Here is a 24215-nt window from a genome sequence, read left to right as displayed (position 1 = left end):
TCGTGGCTGAGTGCGCAGTTCCCCGCGCCCCTGACCGTTCTCTCTGCGGGTCGTGGGGGTTGAGCGCGCCGTTCCCCGCGCCCCTTACGGGGCGCTGCCCCCGCGTCAGTCCAAGTAGCCCCTCAACTGGTCCGCGAACGCGTGGTCCCTGAGTTTGTTCAGGGTCTTGGACTCGATCTGGCGGATGCGTTCTCGGGTCACCCCGAATATGCGGCCGATCTCCTCCAGTGTGCGGGGGCGGCCGTCCGCCAGGCCGTAGCGGAGCTGGACCACCTTGCGTTCGCGTTCGCCGAGGGTGGAGAGGACCGCCTCCAGGTGTTCGCGCAGGAGGAGGAACGCGGCCGACTCGACGGGGGACGCCGCGTCGCCGTCCTCGATCAGGTCGCCCAGCGCGACGTCGTCCTCCTCGCCCACGGGCGCGTGCAGCGACACCGGTTCCTGGGCCAGGCGCAGGACTTCGCTGACCCGCTCGGGCGGCAGCTCGAGGTGGGCGGCGACCTCTTCGGGCGTGGGTTCGTAGCCGCGTTCCTGGAGCATGCGGCGCTGGACGCGCACGACCCGGTTGATCAGCTCGACCACGTGCACCGGGACGCGGATCGTGCGGGCCTGGTCGGCGAGGGCGCGTGACATGGCCTGCCGGATCCACCAGGTCGCGTACGTCGAGAACTTGTAGCCGCGGGCGTAGTCGAACTTCTCGACCGCCCTGATCAGGCCGAGGTTTCCCTCCTGGACCAGGTCCAGCATGGTCAGGCCGCGGCCCACGTAGCGCTTGGCGACCGAGACGACGAGGCGCAGGTTGGCCTCGATGAGGCGGCGCTTGGCCATCCGGCCCATCACGACGAGTTTGTCGAGGTCGATGGCGAGCTGGGAGTCCGGGTCCGGGGTGCCCGTCAGCTTCTCCTCGGCGAAGAGACCGGCCTCGACCCTGCGGGCCAGGTCGACCTCCTCCGCGGCCGTGAGCAGCGGGATCCGTCCGATCTCGCGCAGGTACTGGCGGAACAGGTCCGAGGAAGGGCCGCCGGTGTCGGTGCGGCCGCGTGAGGGCGGGGGCTCGGGAGTCTCGGCGTCCACGGTGTCGAGGAGGAGGGCGACGGGCGGGCGGGGGCCGGCTTCCCGCGGATCCGGTTCCGGCTCCGACTCCGCCTCCGCCTCCGGCTCGGGCAGTTCGGCCGTATCGGCCGGTTGCGGGGTGTCGGCGGGATCGCCGGGCGGGTCGGAGTCCGGATGGTTCTCCGGTCCCCGCTGCTGGGGGACGGCCGGGAGTGCCTCCGCGTCCGTGTCCGGCGCGGGGGTGCCCTGGGCGCTCTGACGCGCGGCACCGGTCTGGCTGAGGGTCTGGGTCTGCACGGGGGCGACCTCCAAGGTGATCGCTGCTGAGGCGTGCGGCAGGGGTACACCGGGATCGGCGACGGCGGCCACACCGCTGTCCGTCCCGTACGCGTTAGGCGGAACCGCGGGGGTGTCGGACCCGTTGTCGGGGTTCCGGCCGCGCTCCGAGGACTCAGGCACCGGGACCCAGTGTGCTGTACGACACAACGCCGCCACGAGGGGCGTGCGGTGACTTTTTGAGTCCGGTGCGTGACCGCTCGGTTACCGTGCACGACGCCTGCCCCTGCGGGGCGCGACAAAACCGGCCGGGCGGACCTCTTCCCGGGCCGTCGGGAGCGCAGCGGTCAGAGCGCCTGCGCGCCGAGGTCCTGCAGTGCCCTGTCGTAGCGCTGGAGGACCATCAGCTCCTCCTGGACGGCGGACAGGCGCGCCGGGTCGCTGTGCGTGCCCAGACGGGTCAGGGAACCCTGTACGTCCCGGATGCGCCGGTCGACGGCGCGGCGACGCACGGCGACGAGCTGCTGGCCCGCGTAGACCTCGTCGACGGATCTGCGCAGGATGGCCTCGACGGCGAGCTCGGTGACCATGGCGCGCACCGCGTCGTCGGGGGCCGCCTCCCGTACCCGTACGAGATAGGCCTGCGGGTCCTGGGTACCGAGGTCGGCGCCGCCCGCCTCGATGATCGCCTCGCGCACCGCGGCGTACGGGGCGGCGGTGAACTCGTCCACTCCGTACGCGTCGAAGGCCGGGGAGACCAACTCGGGCCGCTGCAGGGCGAGTTTGAGCAGCTCGCGCTCGGTGGCGTACACGGGGTTGCGCAGGGTGAGGGCCGGGCCCGCGGCGGACGCGCGGGTCGCCGCGGCCTCGTAGGGCTGCTGCGTGCGGGCCGGGGCGGGGCCGCGGCCGCCTCGGTCACGGGCCCAGCGGGCGAGCTGCGAGACGCGCTTGACGACGAACTGGGTGTCGAGGATGCCGAGCATGCCGGCGAGCTGGACGGCGACCTCGTGCTGCGCGCCGCTGTTCTTGATCCGGGCGACGACGGGGGCTGCCTCGTCGAGCGCGGCGGCGCGGCCTGCGGGGGTCTCCAGGTCGTAGCGGGAGACGATGTGGCGCAGGGCGAACTCGAAGAGGGGGGTGCGGGGTTCGACCAGGTCGGCGACCGCCTCGTCGCCCTTGGCCAGGCGCAGGTCGCAGGGGTCCATGCCGTCGGGGGCGACGGCGATGTACGTCTCGGCGGCGAACTTCTGGTCGTCCTCGAAGGCGCGCAGGGCGGCCTTCTGGCCCGCCGAGTCGCCGTCGAAGGTGAAGATCACGCGGGCGCTGCCGTTGTCCATGAGGAGGCGGCGAAGGATCTTGATGTGATCGCCGCCGAAGGCGGTGCCGCAGGTCGCGATGGCGGTCGTGATGCCGGCCAGGTGGCAGGCCATGACGTCCGTGTAGCCCTCGACGACGACCGCGCGGCTCGACTTCGCGATCTCCTTCTTGGCGAGGTCGATGCCGTAGAGGACCTGGGACTTCCGGTAGATCGGCGTCTCGGGCGTGTTCAGGTACTTCGGACCGTTGTCGTCCTCGCGCAGGCGGCGGGCGCCGAAGCCGACGACCTCGCCGCCGATGTCGCGGATCGGCCACATGAGGCGGCCGCGGAAGCGGTCGATGGGCCCGCGGCGGCCCTCCTGGGAGATCCCGGAGGTGATGAGCTCCTTGTCGGTGAAGCCCTTGCCGCGCAGGAAGCGCGTGAGGTGGTCCCAGCCGGCCGGGCTGTAGCCGACGCCGAAGTGCGCGGCGGCGGCCTGGTCGAAGCCGCGCTCGGCGAGGAACTTGCGGCCGATCTCCGCCTCGGCGCTCTCCAGCTGGTCCATGTAGAACTGGGCGGCCACCTTGTGCGCCTCGACCAGGCGGATGCGCTCACCGCGCTGGTGCGAGGGGTTGTAGCCGCCCTCCTCGTACCGCAGGGTGATGCCCGCCTGGCCGGCGAGGCGCTCGACGACCTCGGAGAAGGAGAGATGGTCGACCTTCATCACGAACGTGATGGTGTCGCCGCCCTCCTGGCAGCCGAAGCAATGGAAGAGGCCCTTGCTGGGGCTGACCTGGAAGGACGGCGACTTCTCGTCGTGGAAGGGGCACAGGCCCTTCAGGTTGCCGCCGCCCGCGTTGCGCAGTTGCAGGTACTCGGACACCACGGCGTCGATCGGGACCGCGTCCCGGACCGCCTTCACGTCCTCGTCATTGATCCTGCCTGCCACGCAAGGATTCTACGGCGACCCGCCGACACTCACGTCACCCGTCCTCCCCCTCGAGGAGCGCCGTGAGCGCGACGGACGGATCCGACAGGCGCTCCGCCCCGGGCTTGGCCCCCGTGCGGATGAGGGCCTGGATGGTTTCCGTGACGTCCCACACGTTCACGTTCATCCCGGCGAGCACCCGCCCGTCCTTGAGCCAGAACGCGATGAACTGGCGCTTGCCCGCGTCCCCGCGGATGACGACCTGGTCGTACGAGCCCGGGGGCGCCCAGCCCGAGTACTCGAGGCCGACGTCGTACTGGTCGGAGAAAAAGTACGGCACACGGTCGTACGTCACCTCCTGGCCCAGCATGGCGCGGGCGGCGGCCGGGCCGCCGTTGAGCGCGTTGGCCCAGTGCTCGACGCGCAGCCGGGTCCCGAAGAGGGGGTGCTGCACGGCCGCCACGTCACCGGCCGCGTAGATGTCCGGGTCGGAGGTGCGCAGCGAGGCGTCCACGGCGATGCCGCCGCCGTGCGACCGGTCGGCGAGTTCGATCCCGGCGGACTCGGCGAGCGAGGTGCGCGGGGCGGCGCCGATCGCGGCGAGCACGTCGTGGGCCGGATGCTCGTCGCCGTCGTCGGTGAGGGCGGCGAGGACCATGCCGTCCTGGCCGGTGATGGCGGTGAGGCGGGTCCCGAAGTGGAAGCGGACGCCGTGCTCGGCGTGCAGGTCGGCGAAGATCTGGCCGATCTCCGGGCCGAGGACCGCGTGCAGCGGGGTCGCCTCGGGCTCGACGACGGTGACCTCGGCGCCGTACTCGCGGGCCGCCGCGGCGACTTCCAGGCCGATCCAGCCCGCGCCCGCGATCACGATGTGGCCGTTGTCCCGGCCGAGGGAGGCGAGGACGCCCTTGAGGCGCTCCGCGTGGGCGAGGCGGCGCAGGTGGTGCACGCCGGCGAGCTCGGTGCCCGGGATGTCCATGCGGCGCGGCTCCGCGCCGGTGACCAGGAGCAGCTTGTCGTAGTGGACGACCGTGCCGTCGCCCAGCCGGACGTTCTTCACGGCCGGGTCGACCGCGACGACGGTCTGGCCGAGGTGCAGCTCGATGTCGTTCTGTGCGTACCAGGCCGGTTCGTGGACGAAGACGCTGTCCCGTTCCTCCTTGCCCTGGAGATAGCCCTTGGACAGGGGTGGGCGTTCGTACGGATGATCTCCCTCGTCCCCGATGAGGATCACTCTGCCGTTGAAGCCCTCGGAGCGCAGCGTCTCGGCCGCTTTCGCTCCGGCGAGCCCGCCTCCGACAATGACGAACGTCTGATCCGCGTCGACCACGTGATGCCTCCTCTTTGCCATGGCGCCATATGCGAGCGTCCCGCACGGAGCGTGATGCGGGAAGGGGGCATGGCCCGAACAGGGCATATTTTCGTCACGCCCAGTGGTCGATGGCCGGTTCCGCGACGAGGACGACGACCGTGCGCAGTTGCGCGCCCCGCACGAACCCCGCTTCGCGGCGCGGCACGGTGCGCGCGCTGGGGCGACTCCCTCAGGAACGGGGCGCTGTGAGGCGCGCGTGCAGTTCGCGGGCCGAGGCGTCCGTGAGGGAGGCGATCTGGTCGACGATCACGCGCTTGCGGGCACGGTCGTCGCGCGCCGTGTCGAACAGGGCGCGGAACTGCGGGTCGAGACCGTCGGGCGCGCGGCGGGTGAGCGCCTCGGCGAGCTCCGCCACGACGATGCGCTGGTCGGCGCGGAGCCGCTCCTGCTGCGGGCGCTGCATCACGTACCGGTCGGCGACCGCCTTGAGGACCGCGCATTCGTACCGGGCCTCGCGCGGCACCACCAGTTCGGCCTCGTAGCGCGTGAGGCGGCCCGTGCCGTGGCGGGCGCGGGTGGCGCCCTCCGCGGCGAGGCAGAAGCGGCCGATGAGCTGGCTCGTCGCGTCCTTGAGGCGGGCCTGGGCGATGGCCGTGCCGTCGTACCCGTGCGGCCACCACTCCTGGTCGAGGAGCCGGTCGAGCGCCGCCGCGAGCTCTTCGGAGTCCGTGTCCGCCGGTACGTACCGGCCGATCGCGACCGCGTAGATGTCACGGCGCTCGGGCTCCGCGTACAGCATGTTCGGGTCGAGGTGGCCGGCGTGCAGCCCGTCCTCCAGGTCGTGCACCGAGTACGCGACATCGTCCGACCAGTCCATGACCTGTGCCTCGAAGCAGGTCCTGCGCTCGGGTGACTCCTTGCGGATCCAGTCGAACACCGGGCGGTCGTCCTCGTACACACCGAACTTGGGCGAGGCCGCGTCGGTGGGGTGGCCGCCGCGGGGCCACGGGTACTTCGTCGCGGCGTCGAGTGCGGCGCGCGTGAGGTTCAGTCCCACGCTGACCAACTCGTCCATGTCGGCGCTGTGGACGAAGCGCTTGGGTTCGATACGCGTCAGCAGGCGCAGCGACTGAGCGTTCCCCTCGAAGCCGCCGCAGTCCTGCGCCACCTCGTTCAGCGCCTGTTCGCCGTTGTGCCCGAAGGGCGGGTGGCCCATGTCGTGCGAGAGGCAGGCCGTCTCGACGAGGTCCGGGTCGCAGCCGAGTGCCGCGCCGAGCTCCCGGCCCACCTGCGCGCATTCCAGGGAGTGCGTCAGCCGGGTGCGGGGGCTCGCGTCCCAGGCTCGGTTCATCGTGCCCGGGGTGACGACCTGGGTCTTGCCCGCGAGGCGGCGCAGTGCCGAGGAGTGCAGGACACGGGCACGGTCGCGCTGGAAGGCGGTACGGCCGGGGCGTTTGTCGGGCTCGGGAGCCCAGCGCTCCACCGAGGCGGCGTCATAGCCTGACGCGTCGATGGCGTGGGTCGGGGCGGTCGGCGCAGTCGGGGCGGTCGGGGCGGTCGCGTTCTTCGATGCGGGTGTTTCGCGTTTCGCTGCGGGTGTCTCGTGCGTGCCTTCCATGGACTGACAGTAAGGGCATGCGGTGACAAACGGTCAGGCCGACGTGAGTTGCCGCTGTGCCGGGGCGGCCGCCGTGGAGGCGACGGTCCCGTCGTAGCGGTGGAGGAGGAGGCGGGCCATCGCCGTGTGCGCGCCGAGCGGGGCGGCGGCTATCCAGGGGGCGGCCTGCGCGCACTGGGTGGCGAAGCGGCCCGGCGCCGTGAAGTACGCGGCGACGGCGGCGCGGTGCCTTCCTCTGACGGCGAGGGCGCGCAGCGCGGCCGGGACGGTGGGGGCGGCGGCACTCGCGTAGGCGGGCACGACCGGGACGCCCAGCCGCTCGGCCAGGAGCGCGGCCGTTCTGGCCGTGTCGACGGCCGAGTCGGGGTCACGGGAGCCCGCCGCCGCGAGGACCACACCGCTGGTCCTGCGCGTGCGGGCGTCGGGGCGCGGGTCCCAGCCCGCCTCCACCAGACGGGCGTACAGCGTCTCCACCAGGAGCGGGTGGGGGCCCAGCGGCGGGGCGACGCGGGCCGTCAGGTGCGGGGCCGTGGCCAGGGCTGCCGGGATGTCCTGCTTGACGTGGTAGCCGCGCGACAGGAGCAGCGGGGCGAGGACGGCCCGGCCGGGGGCGAGGCCCGCGAGGGTGTCGGTCAGGAGCGGTTCGTTCAGCTCGATGTGGCCGAGGTGGACGGGGAGTCCCGGGCGTTCCTCGCGCACCTTGTCGAGCAGGGCGTGGACCGTGGCGAGCGCCCTCGGGTCGCGGCTGCCGTGCGCCACGACGACCAGGGCGGGCGGGGCGGGCGGGGTGGGCGATGCCTGCGGGGGTGTGCGGCGGCTGCCGTCGCGCCGGACGTGGCTGAGCTGGGTGCCGAGCTGGCTGGTGATCCTGGTCATGAGTTGCGCCGTACTGTCGAGGTGGGCCGTGCCGGTGAGCTCGTCGCGCTGAGGTTTCGACGCCGTCATGAATTGATCCTGCCCGGGGGAGGTTGCGGCGTCATTGCGGGGCGGTGACGCGTCGCTTCCCCGGGGCTCACCGGGTGTTCGGGCGGATGTGAGGTGGTCGGGGTCCCCAATTGCCGTGTGAACCGGCCGGCGGAAACGTGCGTCCAGTCGTGCGACGACGTTTTCGAGCAGGGGTGGACAGTGGTGCGGATCCGGTTGCCGCGTACGCGGCGGGGGTGGCGGCGGTTCGTACAGGGCGCGATGGCCGTGTGTGTGCTGGCGCTGCTGCCGGCGACCTGGCTGTTCGTCGTGACCGGGGACCGGCTGCGTACGGTCGGCGATGCGCCGCGCACCGATGTCGCCGTGGTGTTCGGGGCCGGGCTGTGGGAGGGCGAGCCGTCGCCCTATCTCGCGCACCGGCTCGACGCGGCGGCCCGGCTCTACCGCGACGGGCGGATCCGGGTGGTTCTCGTGACCGGCGACAACAGCCGCGAGGACTACGACGAGCCCGACGCGATGCGCGCCTATCTGACCCGGCACGGGGTGCCCGGCAAGGCTGTCGTCAGCGACTACGCCGGGTTCGACACCTGGGACTCGTGCGTGCGGGCCAAGAAGATCTTCGGGGTCGACCGGGCCGTGCTGATCAGCCAGGGCTTCCATATCCGGCGCGCGGTCGCCCTGTGCGAGGCCGCGGGCGTCTCGTCGTACGGCGTCGGTGTCGACGACCGGCACGACGTGACCTGGTATTACGGCGGGGCCCGTGAGGTGTTCGCGGCCGGTAAGGCCGTGGTCGATTCCGTGTTCCGGCCCGATCCCCGGTTTCTGGGCCACCGGGAGCCTGGGGTTCGGGAGGCTCTGAAGGTGCGGCGTCGCTGAGCGTCCCTCTGGGGGTGCGGGGTCGCTGAGCGTCCCTCTGGGGGTGCGGGGTCGCTGAGCGTCCCTCTGGGGGTGCGGGGTCGCTGAGCGCCTCGTGTGTGGTGGGGCGGGGCCACGGGGGTGTGTCCGTCCTCGCCATCGTGGCGCCTCCGTCTTGTGCCCCTTGACCGGCGCCTGCACCTCCGTGCTCCGGGCGGACACACCCCCGCGTCCCCTCGCGACGGATTCGCGGCTGATCCGCCGTTGTTCTGACCGAGCCGCCGGTACGGGTGTCCCCCTCGCGGCGGTTTTGCGGCTCATCCGCCGTTGTTCTCACCGGGCCGCCGGTGGCGCTATGAGGGCGTCGTGTCTTGCGCGTAATCGGGCGTGGGCTGTCGCGTAACAGCGTGCGCGCAAGGTGGGCCCATGCTCACTGTCACGCCCACCCACTGCCCCTACTGCTCCCTCCAGTGCGGGATGAATCTCGTCCCGACTGCCTCTGGTGTTGTCAGGGTCGAGGAGCGCGCCGGGTTTCCCGTCAACCGGGGCGCCCTGTGCGGCAAGGGACGAACGGCCACTGCCGTGCTGGCCCCCGGCGTGCGGCTGACCGGGCCGCTGGTGCGCAGGGGCGGCGCGCTGGAGCCGGCCTCGTGGGACGAGGCGCTCCGCCTGGTCGCCGAGGGGCTGTCCCGTACGCGTTCGGCTCATGGCCCGGACGCGTGCGGGGTCTTCGGCGGGGGCGGGCTCACCAACGAGAAGGCGTACGGGCTCGGGAAGTTCGCCCGGGTCGTGCTCGGGACCTCCCAGATCGACTACAACGGTCGGTTCTGCATGTCGTCCGCCGCGGCGGGGCAGCTCGCCGCGTTCGGGCTCGACCGCGGACTGCCGTTCCCCCTGGAGGACATTCCGCGTACGGGATGTGTGGTCCTCGTCGGGTCGAACATGGCCGAGACCATGCCCCCCGCGGTCCGCTATCTGAACGAACTGCGGGAGAACGGCGGCACGCTGGTCGTCATCGACCCCCGCCGCACACGCACCGCCGAGCTCGCCGACCTCCATCTCGCGCCCCGCCCCGGGACCGATCTCGCCCTGGCCCTCGGGATGCTGCATCTGGTGGTGACCGAGGGGCGGGTCGACGAGGAGTTCGTGCGCGCCCGGACGCGGGGGTGGGAGGACGCGCGGGCCGCCGTGATGGCGCACTGGCCCGAGTACGTGGAGCGCGTGACCGGCGTCGCCGTGCCTCAACTGCGCGAGGCCGTACGGATGTTCTGCGAGCCCGAGTCCGCCATGGTCCTCACCGCGCGTGGGCCCGAGCAGCAGTCCAAGGGCACCGACACCGTGGGCGCCTGGATCAACCTGTGCCTCGCGACCGGGCGCGCCGGGCGGCCCCTTTCCGGGTACGGGTGCCTGACCGGGCAGGGCAACGGGCAGGGCGGGCGCGAGCACGGGCAGAAGGCCGACCAGCTGCCCGGGTACCGCAAGCTGACCGACCCGGCGGCGCGTGCCCATGTGGCCGGTGTGTGGGGCGTGGACCCCGACTCCCTTCCCGGCCCCGGCCGTTCCGCGTACGAGCTGCTCGACGCGCTGGGGCGGGACGTACGGGCTCTGCTGGTCATGGGGTCGAATCCGGTGGTGTCGGCTCCTCGTGCCGCCCATGTGGAGGGCAGGCTGCGGTCGCTCGACTTTCTGGCCGTGGCCGACGTGGTGCTTTCCGAGACCGCCGCTCTTGCCGATGTGGTGCTTCCCGTGACCCAGTGGGCCGAGGAGACAGGGACGGTGACCAGTCTGGAGGGGCGCGTGCTGCTGCGGCGTCGCGCCGTCACGCCTCCGGACGGGGTGCGGAGCGATCTGGAGGTGCTGCGTGAGCTGTCCGGGCGGCTGGGGGTGGAGAAGGGGTTCCCGGCCGATCCGGAGGAGGTCTTCGAGGAGCTGCGGCGGGCCTCGGAGGGGGGAGCCGCTGATTACGCGGGAATCTCCTATCGGCGGCTCGTCGAGGAGGACGGGGTGTTCTGGCCCTGTCCGGGTGAGGAACATCCCGGGACGCCCCGGCTCTTTCTGGAACGGTTCGCCACCGAGGACGGGCGGGCCCGGTTCGTCGCCGTCTCGCATCGTGCGGCCGCCGAGGAACCGGACGCCGAGTTCCCGGTCCATCTGACGACGGGGCGCGTCGTGTCGCAGTACCAGTCGGGTGCGCAGACCCGGCGCGTGGCCGAGCTGAACGCCGCTGCGCCCGGCCCCTTCGTTGAGCTGCATCCGCGGCTCGCCGCGCGGATCGGGGTGGCGGAGGGGGAGCCGGTCGCCGTCGTCTCCCGGCGCGGGCGGGCCGAGGCGCCCGCCCGGATCACCGCGGGCATCCGGCCCGACACGGTGTTCATGCCGTTCCACTGGCCAGGCGCCGGGCGCGCCAATAACCTGACCAACCCCGCGCTCGATCCGACGTCCCGGATGCCGGAGTTCAAGGTGTGCGCGGTACGGGTCGAGGCGGCCCGCACCGGCTCCGGTGACCGCCCGGCCGATGTGGTTCAAGTTTGAAACATGGCGGTCGGGCGGTTAGCTTGGGGTTGTAGCTTGAAAGTTCAAGCATGTCGATTTCCGAGTCAGGAGACCCCCACGTGACCTCTCTCGCGAACCAGCTCGGTCCGCTCCGCGCGCCCGGCACCCCCACCCCTGCCGCGCCCGCCCACGCCTATGACCTCGGTCTTCTCGTACTGCGCCTCGCCCTCGGCCTGACCATGGCCGCGCACGGCACGCAGAAGCTCTTCGGCTGGTTCGGCGGGGGCGGGATCGACGGCACCGGGCAGTTCTTCGCCGCCTCCGGCTACCCGTCGCCGAAGTCGTTCGCCGCCGTCGCCGGGCTCAGCGAGACCCTCGGCGGGCTCGGCCTCGTGCTCGGCCTGCTCACCCCGCTGGCCGCCGCGGCCGTGACCGGCACCCTGGTCAACGCCATCGCCGTGAAGTGGGGCGGCGGATTCTTCGCGCCGCAGGGCATCGAGTACGAGCTCTTGATCGCACTCGGCGCGGTGGCGCTCGCGCTGACCGGCCCCGGCCGCATCGCCGTCGACCGCTTCCTCCCGGGGCTTCGGTCCCACCGCCTCGGATACGGCGTCGGTGCCGTGGCGCTCGGTGTGGTGGTGGCGGGGATCACTCTGCTGCTGCGTAAGTGAGGCCGTGAATCGGTGAAGCGCGGCCGTGAATCGGTGAGTTGGTGAGCCGGTTGGCCCGTTGGCCGGTTGGCCGGTTGGCCCGTTGGCCCACCGGCCCGTTGATTGTGAGCCGGTGAGTCATGGTGGCCCGGGTGCTGACGCGCTCGGGCCGTCGGGCTTTCCGGCTCATGCCGTCAGGCCCCGCCCGTCTCCCCCTCGATCCACGCGAGGTACGCGGCGCTCCCCCGGACCACCGGTGTCGCGATGATCTCCGGGGTGTCGTAGTCGTGTGCCTCCAACAGCCATGACTCCAGGGCCTCGTAGCCGTCGGTCGTGGTCTTGAGGAGCACCTGCCATTCCTGGGCGGTCTCCGTGTTGCCCTGCCAGCGGTAGACCGACGTGACCGCGCCCGCGATCTGGGCGCAGGCCGCCAGACGCGCTTCGACCGCTCCCGCGGCCAGGGCGCGGGCCTTGACCTCGTCGTCGGTCGTGGTGAGGACCGTCAGGGCCAGTGCCTTCATGTCCGTTCCTTTCACGGGCCGTGCGCTCCTCATTCTGCACGTGAACACCTATTCACAGCTCCACCACGGGGGCGCTATGGACATGACATGTCATGGACCCTTAAATCTGAGGCGACATCAGTGTGACCCCCCTCAGCGCGCCCGCGCGCCGTCACTAGGAGCCCGATGAGACCTGCCCGGACCACATCGCGACTCACCACCGCCGGCATAGCCACGGCGGCCGCCACCCTGCTGGCCGCCGCCCTCGCCCCCACCGCGGGCGCCGACACCGCCCCGCCCACCCGGGCCGACGCCGTCCGGAACGCCGCGGCCGCGCTGCACGCGGTGGCCGGGGACCTCGGGCTCACCTCGGCTCAGGACACCTCCGTGCGGGACGTCGTCGTCGACCCGGACGGCACCCAGCACGTGCGCTACAACCGCACTTTCCGCAAGCTCCCCGTTCTCGGCGGCGACTTCGTCGTCCACCTGAACCGCGACGGCGGCTACCGCTCGGCGAACCGCGCGGTCCGCGGCGACCTCGCCGTGCCGAGCGTGACGCCGGCGCTCCCCGCCCCGAAGGCCGCCGACCTCGCCTCCGCCGCGCTGCGCGCCGCCAACCCGGGCGAGCTCCTGCGCAAGGTCGTCGCCAAGCCCGCGCTCGTCGTGGACGCGCTGCACGGCGCGCCGAAGCTGGCCTGGCGCACCGACGCCGCCGGCAAGGACTCGCTCGGCAACCCGGTCGCCCGCGTCGTCCTCACCGACGCCACCACCGGCAGGCAGATCGACGCCTGGGACAGTATCGAGACCGCGACCGGCGACGGGAAGTCCCTCTACGCGGGCACGGTGCCGCTGGAGACGACCCAGTCCGGGTCGACGTACCAGCTCAAGGACGCGACGCGGGGCGGCACCTACTCGGGTGACGCGCAGAACAAGACCGACGGCTGCATCCTGACCATCTGCTGGAGCCGCGCGCCCGCGGTGGTGTTCACCGACACCGACAACCACTGGGGCACCGGCGCGAACACCGACCGTTCGTCGGCCGCCGTGGACGCCCAGTACGGGACCGACACGACGTGGGACTACTACAAGAACGTCCACGGCCGTAACGGCATCGGCGGCGACGGCAAGGGCTCGTACAACCGCGTCCACTACGGCAGCAACTACAACAACGCCTTCTGGGACGACACCTGCTTCTGCATGACGTACGGCGACGGTGACGGCTCGACGTTCGGGCCGCTCGTGGCACTCGACGTCGCCGGGCACGAGATGTCGCACGGTGTCACGTCGAAGACGGCGGGGCTCACCTACTCGGGCGAGTCCGGCGGCCTGAACGAGGCGACGTCCGACATCTTCGGCACGCTCGTCGAGTTCTACGCGAACAACGCGTCCGACCCGGGCGACTGGCTCATCGGCGAGAAGATCGTGAAGCCCGGCTTCGGTCAGCCGGCGCTGCGCTTCATGGACAAGCCCAGCAAGGACGGCAACTCCGCGGACTGCTGGAGCTCGTCGGTCGGCAACCTCGACGTGCACTACTCGTCCGGGGTCGCCAACCACTTCGCGTACCTGCTCGCCGAGGGCAGTGGGCCGAAGGTCATTGGCGGCGTCCAGCACAACAGCACGACGTGCAACGGCTCGACGCTGAGCGGCATCGGCAAGGACAAGCTCGGCAAGATCTGGTACCGGGCCCTGACCGTCTACATGACGTCCTCGACGAACTACGCGGGCGCCCGCACGGCGACGCTCAGCGCGGCGAAGGACCTGTACGGGGCCGGCAGCGCGGAGTACGCCGCCGTGGCCGCGACCTGGTCGGCCGTGTCCGTGGGCTGACATCGCACCTGCGTGAGCGAGGGTCCCCGCCGCCGACGGCCGCGGGGACCTTCGTCCGTCCGGACTCAACTTCCGTACGGGCGCACCTCCTTCGCCTCCCGCAGCGCCTTCGCCCACCACGCCAGCTGGTCGAGCATCGACTTCGCCGCGGCGGCCGGCGCCTCCGGGTCGCGGTGGGCGCCGGACGCGTCGAAGTGGCTGCCCGCGTTGGCGAAGGAGACGGTGTCCCTGACCGTGACGGCGTGCAGCTCGGCGAAGACGGTGCGCAGGTGCTCGACCGCGCGCAGGCCGCCGGAGATCCCGCCGTAGGAGACGAAGCCGACGGGCTTGGCCTGCCATTCGGCGTGGTGCCAGTCGATGACGTTCTTGAGGGACGCCGGGTAGGAGTGGTTGTACTCGGGCGTGAGGACGACGAAGGCGTCGGCCGCGGCCAGCTTCGGGGTGACCTTGGCCAGCTCGGCCCGCACCTCGGCGGACGGGTCGTAGGAGAGCGCGGTGGGCAGGTCGGTGGCGGCTGCGTCGATCACGTCGACGGCGAAGTCGGCGCGCTCCCCGAGCAGGGACATGAGCCATTCGGCGACGACGGGGCCGAAGCGGCCCTCGCGGTTGCTGCCGATGACGACGGCGACCCGGACGGGGGCCTCGGTGGGGGCGGAAACGGGGGCGGCGGACGGTGCGGCTGTGGTGTTCATGGGGGCAAGCCTCGTACCTAAAGTTTGGTTGAGGTCAAGCGGGCGCCACGTGGGTCCGGTCACCCGTTCACCGGCGCCGGCCCTCCCTGTGGGTTCTTTTCTTCGACACGGCGATGACCTGCTGGAATGTTCCTGCCGGGCTGTCAGATGACGTCCTTTCACCTGTTTTCTGATGGTGCATCAGGAGGCGTTCCGGGGCGAGTGCCACTTACCTCGGTAGGGCAGGGGCGTGACCGACGCAGCGGCACTTGGGGGTGCCGCGGGCCGTGCCCCCTCGGAGGAGCACGACACGATGCGCACATCCCGCCTGCTGAACGCTGCCGCGCTCGCCGCGGCCGCCGCGGCACTGACCGCCGCGCCCGCGTACGCCGGCTCGGGCGGCCTCGAGGTGTACCCGGCGAACGCCACAGCGGGCGCCACGGTCACCGTCAACACCACCGCGTGCGGTGCGGCCCGCACCGCCGCCGGGGACGCGAGCGCGGTCGGCGCGGGCACCTTCGTGCTCGCCCCGGGCACGCACGCGAAGGACGCCGAGGGACGGTTCCAGGTGCCTCCGTCGGCGCAGCCCGGAACGTACGAGATCGTCGCGAAGTGCTCCGGCGGCGGGCAGGTGACCGGCGATCTGATCGTCGCGCTCACCTCCTCCTCGGACCAGGTCCCTCCGAAGGGCCATGTGAAGACGGGGGTCGGCGGCGCACTCGGCACCGACCCCGCGAAGACCGCGGCGGGAGTGGCAGCGCTTGCCGTCGCCGCCGCGGGCGGTACCTGGCTCCTGCATCGCCGGGCGAGAGGCGAAGGGATCTGACGGGCGCCGGACGGACGACCTCCGCTGTCCCTCCGGCTCCCTGGTACCGCTTGTCCTCTCCTCCCCCGGCCGCGCACCCCCCTCACGCGGCCGGGGGAGGAAGGCGACCCCCACCCGCTTCGACCTGGAGAAGCCGATGCCGCAGGCGCCCCGCCGAAGAGTCCGTAGCGGACTCATAGCCGCGGTCACCGCTCTCGCCCTGTGCCTGGGCGCCTGGCTGCTGCACCAGGGCACCGAGACGCACGGACCGCCGCAGCCGTCCGCCGCGCAGGCCGCGTCCGCGCACCCCGGCACCGGCCACGAGCCGCCCGGCGCGGCCCCCCTCTCCTCCTCGCCGCCCGACCGCATCCGCATCCCCTCGATCCGGGTGGACGCGCCGCTCATGGGACTCGGCCTGACCCCGCAGGGCAGCCTGGACGTCCCGCCGCCGCAGGAGAAGAACCTGGCCGGCTGGTACGAGGCAGGGACCGCGCCCGGCGTCCGCGGCACGGCGGTCGTGGCCGGCCACGTCGACAACGCCGACGGCCCCGCCGTCTTCTACGACCTGGGCGCCCTCACCAAGGGCCGCACCATCGAGGTCGACCGCCGCGACGGCTCCGTCGCCGTCTTCACCGTCGACGCCGTCGAGGTCTACGACGCCAGCGCCTTCCCCGACAAGAAGGTGTACGGCGCCGCGGACCGGCCCGAGCTGCGCGTCATCACCTGCGGCGGCGGCTACTCGAAGCAGACCGGCTACCGGGGCAATGTCGTGGTGTTCGCGCATCTGACCGGCAGCCGCTGAGCCCTCACACCGACGCCCCTCGCGCGCTGAGCGCAGCGTTCCCCGTGGGAAACGGGAGGGATGCGGCCGGGTAACACCGGCCCCGCAGGCTGCTGTGCATGACCTATTCGACGGACACCGGACGCGTGGTGGTGATCGGTACCGGCCTCGCCGGTACGCGGCTCGCCCGGCGCCTGGGCTCGGCCGCCGTACTCATCGGCGAGGAGGCGCACGCCCCGTACAACAGGGTGCTGCTCGCCGAGGTCCTCGCGGGCAGCTACGGCGCCGACGTCATCGCGCTGCCCCGCCACACCGGCACCCACCTGCGGACCCGAGCCGTCCGCGTCGACCGCGCCGAGCGCGTGGTGCGCTGCGAGGACGGCTCCGACGTCCCGTACGACACCCTCGTGCTCGCCACCGGGTCGAACCCGGTCCTGCCGCCGCTGCGCGGCCTGTTCGCGCCGGGCGCGGCGGAGCTTCCCGGCGGGGTGCACGCCTTCCGCACCATGGACGACTGCCTGGCCCTGTCGCGGGCGGTGGCTCCCGGTGTGCGCGCCGTCGTCGTCGGCGGCGGGCTCCTCGGGGTGTCCGCGGCCCGTGCGCTCGCCCTTCGCGGCGCCCAGGTGGTGCTGACACAGCAGTCCGAGCGCCTGATGGAGCGGCAGCTCGACCCCCGGTCCTCGCACCTGGTTCACGAGCACCTCACCGCGCTCGGCGTGGAGGTGCACACGCAGTGCCGGGTACGGGGCGTGGGCGTCGCCGACGGGGCGGTCCGCCGCGTCGAGCTCGCCGACGGCTATGTCCTCGGCACGGATCTGACGGTCCTCGCGTGCGGGGTGCGCCCCCGGACCGGTCTCGCGGCGGCGGCCGGACTCGACGTGCGCGAGGGGATCGTCGTCGACGACGAGCTGCGCACGTCGGACCCCCGCGTCCGCGCGATCGGGGACTGCGCCCAGCACGCGGGCCGCGTCTACGGGCTCGCGACCCCGGCCGTCGAACAGGCCGACGCGCTCGCCGAGAACCTGCTGTCCGGGCGGCTGCGCCCCTACGCGGGCACCCGCACCCTCACCCGGCTGACCCTGCCGCACGAGGCCGGGCCGCTCGACCTCGCGGCGTTCGGCGAGCCCGAGGCGCTGCCCGGTGACGACGTCGTGCAGCTCGCGGACGCCACCCGCGGCACGTACCGCAAGGTCGTCGTCCGCGGTGACCGGCTCGTCGGCGGGGTCCTGGTCGGCGAGCTGGGCACGGTCGGGGCGCTCGCCCGGGCCTGGGAGGCCGACGACCCGCTGCCCGACGACGGCGCACCCCTGCTCCACCTGCTCACTCACGACGGAGGCCTCTGAGATGCCCACCATGCCCACACTCGTACTCGTCGGCCACGGCATGGTCGGCCAGCGCTTCCTGGAGGCCCTGGCCGAGCGCGATCTCACGGACACGCACCGCGTCGTCGTGCTGTGCGAGGAGCCGCGCCCCGCCTACGACCGGGTCCAGCTCACCTCGTACTTCTCGGGCCGCACCCCGGACGAACTCTCGCTCACGGACGCCGGGTTCATCGCCCGGCACGGCATCGAGCTGCACCTCGGGGACCCGGCCGAGCACATCGACCGTGCGACGCGGACGGTCATGGCGCGCTCGGGTCTCCAGGTCACGTACGACACCCTCGTCCTCGCGACCGGCTCCTACCCGTTCGTGCCGCCCGTGCCCGGCAAGGAGGCGACGGGCTGTTTCGTGTACCGCACGATCGAGGACCTGCTCGCGATCGAGGAGTACGCGAAGCGGCGCGCCACGACCGGCGCGGTGGTGGGCGGCGGGCTGCTCGGCCTGGAGGCGGCCGGCGCCCTGCGCGGCCTCGGCCTCGACACGCACGTCGTGGAGTTCGCGCCGCGTCTGATGCCGGTGCAGGTCGACGAGGGCGGCGGCGCGGCCCTCCTGCGCACCATCACGGGCATGGGCCTGAGCGTCCACACGGGCGTCGGCACGCAGGAGATCCTGACCGGCGGCGCGGACGGCGCGGTGCGCGGCATGAAGCTGTCGGACGGCTCGGAGCTGGCCACGGACCTGGTGGTGTTCTCGGCGGGCGTTCGGCCGCGCGACCAGCTCGCCCGCGACATGGGCCTCACGGTCGGCGAGCGCGGCGGCATCACCGTCGACGAGCGGTGCCGCACCAGCGACCCGGCCGTCTACGCGATCGGTGAGTGCGCGCAGGCCGTGGACGGCCGTGTGTACGGCCTCGTCGCGCCGGGCTACGAGATGGCCCAGACGGTGGCCGCCTCGATCGCCTCGCAGGACGGGCAGTTCACCGGTGCCGATCTGTCGACGAAGCTGAAGCTGCTCGGCGTGGACGTGGCGTCGTTCGGCGACGCGCACGGCGCGGCCGACGGCTGCCTCGACGTCGTCTACTCGGACTCGCGCTCGGGCACGTACAAGAAGCTCGTCGTGGGCCCGGAGGGGGAGCTGCTCGGCGGGATCCTGGTCGGGGACGCGGAGGCGTACGGGACGCTGCGCGCGCTGACCGGTTCGGTGCCGCCCGTGGCGCCCGAGCAGCTGGTGCTGCCCGCCGGCGCGGGGGCGCCGGTGGCGCTCGGCCCGGAGGCGCTGCCAGGCGACGCGGTGATCTGCTCCTGCCACAACGTCACCAAGGAGGCGATCCAGGCGCACGCCACGCTGCCCGAGGTGAAGAAGTGCACCAAGGCCGGAACGGGCTGTGGCAGTTGCGTGAAGCTGATCGGCCAGCTCCTCCCGCAGAGCGGCGACAAGGGCCTGTGCGGCTGCTTCCCGCACACCCGCGCCGAGCTGTACGAGATCGTCCGGGTCAAGCGGATCGCGTCCTACGCGGAGCTGCTCGACGCGCACGGGCGGGACGGGGCGCGCGGCGGCGAGGGCTGTGAGGTGTGCAAGCCGGCCGTCGGCTCGATCATCGCCTCGCTCGCCCCGACGATCGGCGCCGGGGGCCATGTCCTCGACGGCGAGCAGGCGGCGCTCCAGGACACGAACGACCACTTCCTCGCCAACCTCCAGAAGAACGGCTCCTATTCGGTCGTGCCCCGCATCCCCGGCGGCGAGGTCACCCCGGAGAAGCTGATCGTGATCGGCGAGGTGGCGCGCGACTTCGGCCTCTACACAAAGATCACCGGGGGGCAGCGGATCGACCTGTTCGGCGCGCGGGTCGAGGAACTGCCGCTGATCTGGGCGCGGTTGGTGGACGCCGGTTTCGAGTCGGGCCACGCGTACGGCAAGGCGCTGCGGACGGTGAAGTCGTGCGTGGGTCAGACGTGGTGCCGCTACGGCGTCCAGGACTCGGTGCGTATGGCGATCGACCTGGAGCTGCGCTACCGGGGTCTGCGGGCACCGCACAAGCTGAAGTCGGCCGTGTCGGGCTGCGGGCGCGAGTGCGCGGAGGCCCAGTCGAAGGACTTCGGGGTGATCGCCACGGCCAACGGCTGGAACCTGTACGTGGGCGGCAACGGCGGCGCGACCCCGCGCCACGCGGACCTCCTCGCGCAGGACCTGTCCGACGCCGAGCTGATCCGGCTGATCGACCGGTTCCTGATGTTCTACATCCGCACGGCCGACCGCCTGGAGCGTACGGCGGGCTGGCTGGAGCGGATCGAGGGCGGCCTCGATCACGTTCGGGACGTCGTCGTGCACGACTCCCTCGGCCTCTGCGACGAGCTGGAGGCCCTGATGGCCGACCACGTCGCGCACTACCGCGACGAGTGGGCCGACACCATCAACGACCCGGAGCGCCTGGAGCGCTTCGTGTCCTTCGTGAACGCGCCCGACGCGCCGGACCCGCTGGTGCGGTTCGTCCCGGAGCGCGACCAGATCAAGCCCGACCTGCCCCTGCTGTCCATCGGCTCCCGCCCCCTGGAAGGATCGGTGACGTCATGACCGTCGCTCCCGAGAAGACCGCCGTGATGGTGCAACTCCACCTGGAGGACGCCTGGTTCACGGTCTGCGAACTGGCCCGGCTGACCCCGGGCCGCGGGGTCGCGGCGCTGCTCCCCGACGGCCGGCAGGCCGCCGTGTTCCTGGACCGCACGGGCCGCCTCTACGCGGTCGGCAACCGTGACCCGTTCACGGGCGCCGCGGTCCTCTCGCGCGGCCTGATCGGCTCGGCCGAGGGCCGCCCGTTCGTCGCGTCGCCGCTGCTCAAGCAGCGCTTCGACCTGGAGAGCGGCGCATGCCTCGACGACGAGGCGTACGCGGTCGCCACGTACGCCGTGCAGACCACGCCGAGCAACGCCTGACCCACGCCGGAGCATCACCCGAGCATTCCTTGACCGACCGTTCCGCTTACGCCGGTCCCGGCGGCACAGCCCGTGAAGAGACGGGGGTGGGTCAGTCGTCGAGGCCCGAGCGCTCCACCCCCGCCACGATCCACCGCTGGAAGAACAGGAACACCACGAGCAGCGGCACGATCGACACGGCCGCCGCGATGAACAGCTCGTGGAGCCGCACCACTTGGGACGTGGTGAAGGACGAGAGCGCCACCTGGACGGTCCATGCGTCGCGGTCCTGGCCGATGACCAGGGGCCACAGGAAGGAGTTCCACGCGCCGATGAAGACGATCGTGCCGACGGCCGCGAAGACGGGCCGGGAGTTGGGCACGACCACCCGCCAGTACGTACGCCAGTGGCCGAGCCCGTCGACGCGCGCCGCGTCCTCCAGCTCCCCGGGAAATCCCAGGAAGTACTGGCGGAAGACGAAACAGGCGAACGCGGAGAACAGGGTCGGGACGATCAGTCCGCGCAGTGTCGAGATCCAGCCCAGTGACGAGACGAGCACGAAGCTGGGCACGAAGGTGACCGCGGCCGGGACCATCAGGGTGCCGAGGATCGCGTAGAAGACCTTGTTCGCGTGCCGGTACGGGATGCGGGCCAGGCCGTAGCCGGCGAGCGAGGCGAGGAGGAGGGTGCCGAGCGTCGTCGCGACGGCGATGAGCACGGAGTTGAGCAGGGAACGGGCGTAGGGGACGGACGTGTCGCCGAAGAGTTCCCTCACGTTCCCCCAGTGCAGCGAGGACGGGAGGAACGTCCACTCGGGCGAGGTGATGTCGCTCTCGGCGGCGAGCCCGTTGCGTACAAGCAGATAGAACGGGATCAGGAACAGGAGCGCGAGCGCGATCAGCAGGGCGAGGCGCAGGGCGCGGCCCGCCCTGACCCGGGAGTCGTCCCTCACTGCGCCTCCTTCCGGCCCAGGCCGAACCACTTGGCCTGCCCCACCGTCACCACCGCGATGATCAGGGCGAGCAGCACCGCGCCCGCGCTGCCGAGCCCGAGGTTCTGCCCCTGGCCGAGCGCCGTGTAGTAGAGGTAGACGAGCGGGGGCCTGGCGTACGGCGGATAGCCGCGGGCGTCCGAGAGCAGGTTGTAGAACTCGTCGAAGGCCTGGAAGGCGTTGATGACGAGGAGCAGGACGACCGCCACGGAGGTGGCCCGCAGCTGCGGGAACGTGATGTGCCGGAAGACCTGCCAGCCGGGGCGCGCCCCGTCGACGGCAGCCGCCTCATAGAGGGTGGGGCTGATGCGCTGGAGCCCCGCGAGGAACAGCACCATGTAGAAGCCGGCCTGGAGCCAGAGCCGTACGGTGACGATGACGGCCCAGTACCAGGGCGGGTCGGTCGTCGACAGCCAGGCGATCTGGTCGCCGCCGAACCAGCCGAGGACGGTGTTGGCGAGCCCGAACCGCACCCCGTTGAAGAGCGACATCTTCCAGATCAGCGCGGCCACCACGTAGGAACAGGCGGCGGGCAGGAAGAAGACCGAGCGGAAGAACGCCTGGGCGCGGCGCTGGCGGTTCACCATGAGAGCGAGGGCGAGCGACAGCGCGTAGGTGGCGGGCACGATGAAGAGCGAGAAGACGAGGAACGTCCACAGGCTTTCGGTGAACGCCTCGTTCTTCAGCATCGCCGTGTAGTTGCCGAGACCGACGAAGTCGCTCGGGGTGACGGTGTTGTGGGCGTCGAAGAAGCTGAGGTAGACGCTCCAGCCGAGCGGGATGTACGTGAAGACGCCGAGGCCGAGGAGGAAGGGCCCGACGAAGATCCAGAACCAGAGGGTCCGGTTCTGGGCGCCGGCCCACTTCCGTGCCGTGCCGCCCTGCCGGCGGCCTCTCTGCCGAGGGATCGCCTGGCGGCGGCCCTCTTGCCGCAGGCTCACTTCTTCTTCACGCGGTCGAGTTCGGCCGACACCTTCCGCACGACCTTCCTCAGCTCGCTGTCCGGGCTCGCGCCGTCCTTGATGATGCGGCTCAGGGCATCCTGGTAGGCGGTCTGGCTCGCGGGGGTCCAGCGCAGAGGCTGGGCGCAACCGTGGTCGGTCGTGAAGCGGACCGCGTCGGCCGCCGCGCCCTTCCTGAGTTTCCCGGCCTTCTTCGCCAGCGAGATACGGGCCGGGATGTGGAAGCCGTACGAGAGGGCGAAGTCCTCCTGGTGGTCGGTGCGGTCGATCCACAGCCACTTGAGGTAGTCCTTCGCGGCCTGCTGGTGCTTGCCCCGGGTGGAGACCGCCGCGCCGTACGCGCCGACCGGCACCGACGGCTCGCCCGCGCCGTCCTTCGGGAAGGGCAGCACGCCGAAGTCGTCGCCGAGTTCCTTCTGCACGGTGGGCAGCGCCCACAGGCCCGACCACTGCATGGCGGTCAGGCCCTGGACGAACGCCGACGGGTCGGACCAGTCGGAGGGCGCGCCCAGGAGCAGTGACTTGTCGGCGTACAGCTGGTGGATCTTGCCGAGGGCGCGGGCGGCGGCCGGGTCGTCGAAGCCGACCTTGCCGTCCTCGGTGACGAGTTCAAGGCCGGCCGCGTACAGGGGCGTGCCGCCGAGGACGCCGGCGCCTCCGTCGTTGCCGAGGAAGAGGCCCTTGGTCTTCTTCGAGGTGAGCTTCTTCGCGACGTCCACGAGCTCGTCGAGCGTCTTCGGCGGCTCGACGCCCGCGTCGGCGAGCAGGCTCTTGCGGTAGTAGAGCATCTGCATGTCGATGACCTGCGGGATCGCCCAGATCCTGCCGTCGTACGTCTTCGGGGCGAGGACCGCCGGGTTGAAGTCGTCCTTGACCCCCTCGAACAGGCCGGTGAGGTCGGCGATCTGCTTGCCCTGGATCTGGTCGAGGGTGGGCCCGTTGACCTCGAAGACGTCGGGGCCCGAGTCGGTGAGGAGGGCGGCGGCGGTCTGCTCGTCGTAGTTGCCGGGCCGCCACTGGACGGTGACGTGCGCCTTGTCGTACGCGGCGGCGTACTTCTTCACGGCCTGCTCGGTGCCCTGCTCGCCGTACTGGTGGTACCACTGCGAAAGCTCCGGCCCGCCGCCCGAGCCTCCGTCGTCCCGGCCGGTGTGGGAGCCGCACGCGGTGAGCAGCCCCAGCGCGGCGCCGGTCCCGAGCAGTCCCCTGCGGCTGATGGTCATTGATCGTCCCCCTGCTTTCGCTGCTCTTGAACGCCGGCTTCTTTCGGCGTACACGGATTCCGACGGCCCAACGATCAACCATGCGCCGGGATTACGACAGAGGGACTACAGCCGTATGTCGGCCCCTCCCGTCAGCACGGCGTCAACGTGCGCGGCGGGCGGATCAGCGACGCGTCAAGAGTGCTGACCCGGGGCGCCGCACGGGCTTACGGTGCGCTGCATGGGACGCGATACGAGGGCGGGATCCCGTGGTCGGGCGGCGGCGCCGGCTTCGCGGGACACGGTGGTGCGGGACCGGCGGTGGGCCACCGATCTGCGGGCGGCGGTGTTCTGCGCGCTCACGCTGTTCTGCCTGATCCTGGTGATCGACACGGCCAACGGCACGCTGAGCGCGGCGCGGGCCGGGCTGTGGGCGGGGCTCTCGGTGCTGCTGCACGCCGTGCTGCATCCGCCGCTGGTCAGCGCGGGTCCCGGCTGGCTCGCCGTGCGTGGCGTCTGGGGTACACGGCGGGTCTGCACGGACCTGCTGACGTCGGTGCGCCACAGCGACGGGGTGACGCCGCGGCTCGTGCTGCGCGACGCGCTCGGCGGCCGTGTGGAGCTGGACCCGAAGGTGCTCACCGACAACCCCGTCCTGTGGCACCGCCTGGAGACGGGCACGCGCCGGGCCCGCGCGAACGGACTGCTCCGCTGCGGCACCCCGGTCATCGACCGCCTCGCGGCCCGCATCGACGGCGACGCAGCCCGCGCGGTCTTCGACGCCTCCGAACTCGACTAGCCGGCCGGCCGGTCCGGCGGCTTGAAACACCCCCTGGAACGTCTT

20 protein-coding genes are annotated in these 24215 nt (G+C 72.0%); 10 read left to right on the top strand and 10 right to left on the bottom strand.

Annotation, left to right across the window (positions count from 1 at the left end):
- Nucleotides 1-105: 105 nt before the first annotated feature.
- The 5 genes from OG456_RS24685 to OG456_RS24665 all read right to left on the bottom strand — a co-directional run bounded on the left by OG456_RS24685 (nt 106) and on the right by OG456_RS24665 (nt 7426).
- A complete protein-coding gene (locus OG456_RS24685) occupies nt 106-1509 on the bottom strand; it encodes an RNA polymerase sigma factor (RefSeq protein WP_266564495.1) in 1404 nt (467 codons plus the stop codon).
- 164 nt (nt 1510-1673) lie between these two features.
- On the bottom strand, nt 1674-3572 hold the full coding sequence (dnaG, locus tag OG456_RS24680; RefSeq protein ID WP_266564493.1) for a DNA primase: 1899 nt from the start codon (nt 3570-3572) through the stop codon (nt 1674-1676).
- A gap of 34 nt (nt 3573-3606) precedes the next feature.
- A complete protein-coding gene (locus tag OG456_RS24675) occupies nt 3607-4881 on the bottom strand; it encodes an NAD(P)/FAD-dependent oxidoreductase (RefSeq protein WP_266564491.1) in 1275 nt (424 codons plus the stop codon).
- A gap of 211 nt (nt 4882-5092) precedes the next feature.
- The gene (locus tag OG456_RS24670; protein ID WP_266564489.1) at nt 5093-6481 is read right to left on the bottom strand and encodes a deoxyguanosinetriphosphate triphosphohydrolase; all 1389 of its coding nucleotides are present in this window, start codon (nt 6479-6481) and stop codon (nt 5093-5095) included.
- 33 nt (nt 6482-6514) lie between these two features.
- Complete coding sequence (locus tag OG456_RS24665; RefSeq protein ID WP_266564487.1) at nt 6515-7426, bottom strand: sirohydrochlorin chelatase; 912 nt, start codon at nt 7424-7426, stop codon at nt 6515-6517.
- Nucleotides 7427-7666: 240 nt separating this feature from the next.
- On the opposite strand from OG456_RS24665, the gene OG456_RS24660 reads away from it, so the two are divergent.
- The 3 genes from OG456_RS24660 to OG456_RS24650 all read left to right on the top strand — a co-directional run bounded on the left by OG456_RS24660 (nt 7667) and on the right by OG456_RS24650 (nt 11424).
- Entirely contained in the window at nt 7667-8281 is a 615-nt protein-coding gene (locus OG456_RS24660) for a vancomycin high temperature exclusion protein (RefSeq protein ID WP_266569413.1), read from the top strand.
- 405 nt (nt 8282-8686) lie between these two features.
- Nucleotides 8687-10792 (top strand): molybdopterin oxidoreductase family protein, encoded by a 2106-nt coding sequence (locus OG456_RS24655; protein WP_266564485.1) that lies wholly within the window; start codon nt 8687-8689, stop codon nt 10790-10792.
- Between the two features lie 176 nt (nt 10793-10968).
- On the top strand, nt 10969-11424 hold the full coding sequence (locus OG456_RS24650; RefSeq protein WP_266569412.1) for a DoxX family protein: 456 nt from the start codon (nt 10969-10971) through the stop codon (nt 11422-11424).
- A gap of 173 nt (nt 11425-11597) precedes the next feature.
- Here the strand turns inward: OG456_RS24650 and cutA are convergent, their stop codons facing one another.
- Nucleotides 11598-11924: a divalent-cation tolerance protein CutA gene (gene cutA / locus OG456_RS24645; protein ID WP_266564483.1), complete on the bottom strand. Its 327-nt coding sequence runs from the start codon at nt 11922-11924 to the stop codon at nt 11598-11600.
- A 165-nt stretch (nt 11925-12089) separates the two neighbouring features.
- On the opposite strand from cutA, the gene OG456_RS24640 reads away from it, so the two are divergent.
- The gene (locus OG456_RS24640; RefSeq protein WP_266564481.1) at nt 12090-13730 is read left to right on the top strand and encodes a M4 family metallopeptidase; all 1641 of its coding nucleotides are present in this window, start codon (nt 12090-12092) and stop codon (nt 13728-13730) included.
- Nucleotides 13731-13795: 65 nt separating this feature from the next.
- Here the strand turns inward: OG456_RS24640 and OG456_RS24635 are convergent, their stop codons facing one another.
- A complete protein-coding gene (locus tag OG456_RS24635; protein ID WP_266564479.1) occupies nt 13796-14422 on the bottom strand; it encodes an NADPH-dependent FMN reductase in 627 nt (208 codons plus the stop codon).
- 292 nt (nt 14423-14714) lie between these two features.
- On the opposite strand from OG456_RS24635, the gene OG456_RS24630 reads away from it, so the two are divergent.
- The 5 genes from OG456_RS24630 to nirD all read left to right on the top strand — a co-directional run bounded on the left by OG456_RS24630 (nt 14715) and on the right by nirD (nt 20237).
- Nucleotides 14715-15227 carry a hypothetical protein gene (locus tag OG456_RS24630; RefSeq protein WP_266564477.1) on the top strand — a complete coding sequence of 171 codons (513 nt, stop codon included), beginning with the start codon at nt 14715-14717 and terminating at the stop codon, nt 15225-15227.
- 136 nt (nt 15228-15363) lie between these two features.
- On the top strand, nt 15364-16008 hold the full coding sequence (locus tag OG456_RS24625; protein WP_266564475.1) for a class F sortase: 645 nt from the start codon (nt 15364-15366) through the stop codon (nt 16006-16008).
- Nucleotides 16009-16106: 98 nt separating this feature from the next.
- The gene (locus OG456_RS24620; protein ID WP_266564473.1) at nt 16107-17330 is read left to right on the top strand and encodes an NAD(P)/FAD-dependent oxidoreductase; all 1224 of its coding nucleotides are present in this window, start codon (nt 16107-16109) and stop codon (nt 17328-17330) included.
- Nucleotides 17331-17340: 10 nt separating this feature from the next.
- Nucleotides 17341-19878, top strand: coding sequence for a nitrite reductase large subunit NirB (nirB, locus tag OG456_RS24615; RefSeq protein WP_266564471.1), 2538 nt, complete (start codon nt 17341-17343; stop codon nt 19876-19878).
- Nucleotides 19875-20237, top strand: coding sequence for a nitrite reductase small subunit NirD (nirD, locus tag OG456_RS24610; RefSeq protein WP_266564469.1), 363 nt, complete (start codon nt 19875-19877; stop codon nt 20235-20237). The genes nirB and nirD overlap by 4 nt, the downstream gene beginning before the upstream one ends.
- Nucleotides 20238-20328: 91 nt before the next feature.
- Here the strand turns inward: nirD and OG456_RS24605 are convergent, their stop codons facing one another.
- From OG456_RS24605 to OG456_RS24595, 3 genes are all read right to left on the bottom strand, one after another.
- Complete coding sequence (locus tag OG456_RS24605; protein WP_266564467.1) at nt 20329-21168, bottom strand: carbohydrate ABC transporter permease; 840 nt, start codon at nt 21166-21168, stop codon at nt 20329-20331.
- Nucleotides 21165-22034: a carbohydrate ABC transporter permease gene (locus OG456_RS24600; protein ID WP_266569411.1), complete on the bottom strand. Its 870-nt coding sequence runs from the start codon at nt 22032-22034 to the stop codon at nt 21165-21167. Before OG456_RS24600 ends, OG456_RS24605 begins: the two co-directional genes overlap by 4 nt.
- A gap of 110 nt (nt 22035-22144) precedes the next feature.
- Entirely contained in the window at nt 22145-23392 is a 1248-nt protein-coding gene (locus OG456_RS24595) for an ABC transporter substrate-binding protein (protein WP_266564465.1), read from the bottom strand.
- 220 nt (nt 23393-23612) lie between these two features.
- On the opposite strand from OG456_RS24595, the gene OG456_RS24590 reads away from it, so the two are divergent.
- A complete protein-coding gene (locus OG456_RS24590) occupies nt 23613-24170 on the top strand; it encodes a hypothetical protein (RefSeq protein ID WP_266564463.1) in 558 nt (185 codons plus the stop codon).
- Nucleotides 24171-24215 lie beyond the last annotated feature (45 nt).

It is taken from the genome of Streptomyces sp. NBC_01446 (assembly GCF_026340095.1).
GTDB classification, from domain to species: Bacteria; Actinomycetota; Actinomycetes; order Streptomycetales; family Streptomycetaceae; genus Streptomyces; species Streptomyces aureus.
This window is presented reverse-complemented; position numbering and strand designations above follow the sequence as displayed.

Excerpts from the sequence above, each read along its gene's own strand:
- OG456_RS24670 (WP_266564489.1), bottom strand. The coding sequence starts at position 6,481 with ATGGAAGGCACGCACGAGACACCCGCAGCGAAACGCGAAACACCCGCA.
- OG456_RS24660 (WP_266569413.1), top strand. The coding sequence starts at position 7,667 with ATGGCCGTGTGTGTGCTGGCGCTGCTGCCGGCGACCTGGCTGTTCGTC.
- OG456_RS24625 (WP_266564475.1), top strand. The coding sequence starts at position 15,364 with ATGCCGCAGGCGCCCCGCCGAAGAGTCCGTAGCGGACTCATAGCCGCG.
- OG456_RS24665 (WP_266564487.1), bottom strand. The coding sequence starts at position 7,426 with ATGACGGCGTCGAAACCTCAGCGCGACGAGCTCACCGGCACGGCCCAC.
- cutA (WP_266564483.1), bottom strand. The coding sequence starts at position 11,924 with ATGAAGGCACTGGCCCTGACGGTCCTCACCACGACCGACGACGAGGTC.
- OG456_RS24590 (WP_266564463.1), top strand. The coding sequence starts at position 23,613 with ATGGGACGCGATACGAGGGCGGGATCCCGTGGTCGGGCGGCGGCGCCG.
- nirB (WP_266564471.1), top strand. The coding sequence starts at position 17,341 with ATGCCCACACTCGTACTCGTCGGCCACGGCATGGTCGGCCAGCGCTTC.
- OG456_RS24640 (WP_266564481.1), top strand. The coding sequence starts at position 12,090 with ATGAGACCTGCCCGGACCACATCGCGACTCACCACCGCCGGCATAGCC.
- OG456_RS24630 (WP_266564477.1), top strand. The coding sequence starts at position 14,715 with ATGCGCACATCCCGCCTGCTGAACGCTGCCGCGCTCGCCGCGGCCGCC.
- OG456_RS24620 (WP_266564473.1), top strand. The coding sequence starts at position 16,107 with ATGACCTATTCGACGGACACCGGACGCGTGGTGGTGATCGGTACCGGC.
- nirD (WP_266564469.1), top strand. The coding sequence starts at position 19,875 with ATGACCGTCGCTCCCGAGAAGACCGCCGTGATGGTGCAACTCCACCTG.
- OG456_RS24655 (WP_266564485.1), top strand. The coding sequence starts at position 8,687 with ATGCTCACTGTCACGCCCACCCACTGCCCCTACTGCTCCCTCCAGTGC.
- OG456_RS24635 (WP_266564479.1), bottom strand. The coding sequence starts at position 14,422 with ATGAACACCACAGCCGCACCGTCCGCCGCCCCCGTTTCCGCCCCCACC.
- OG456_RS24595 (WP_266564465.1), bottom strand. The coding sequence starts at position 23,392 with ATGACCATCAGCCGCAGGGGACTGCTCGGGACCGGCGCCGCGCTGGGG.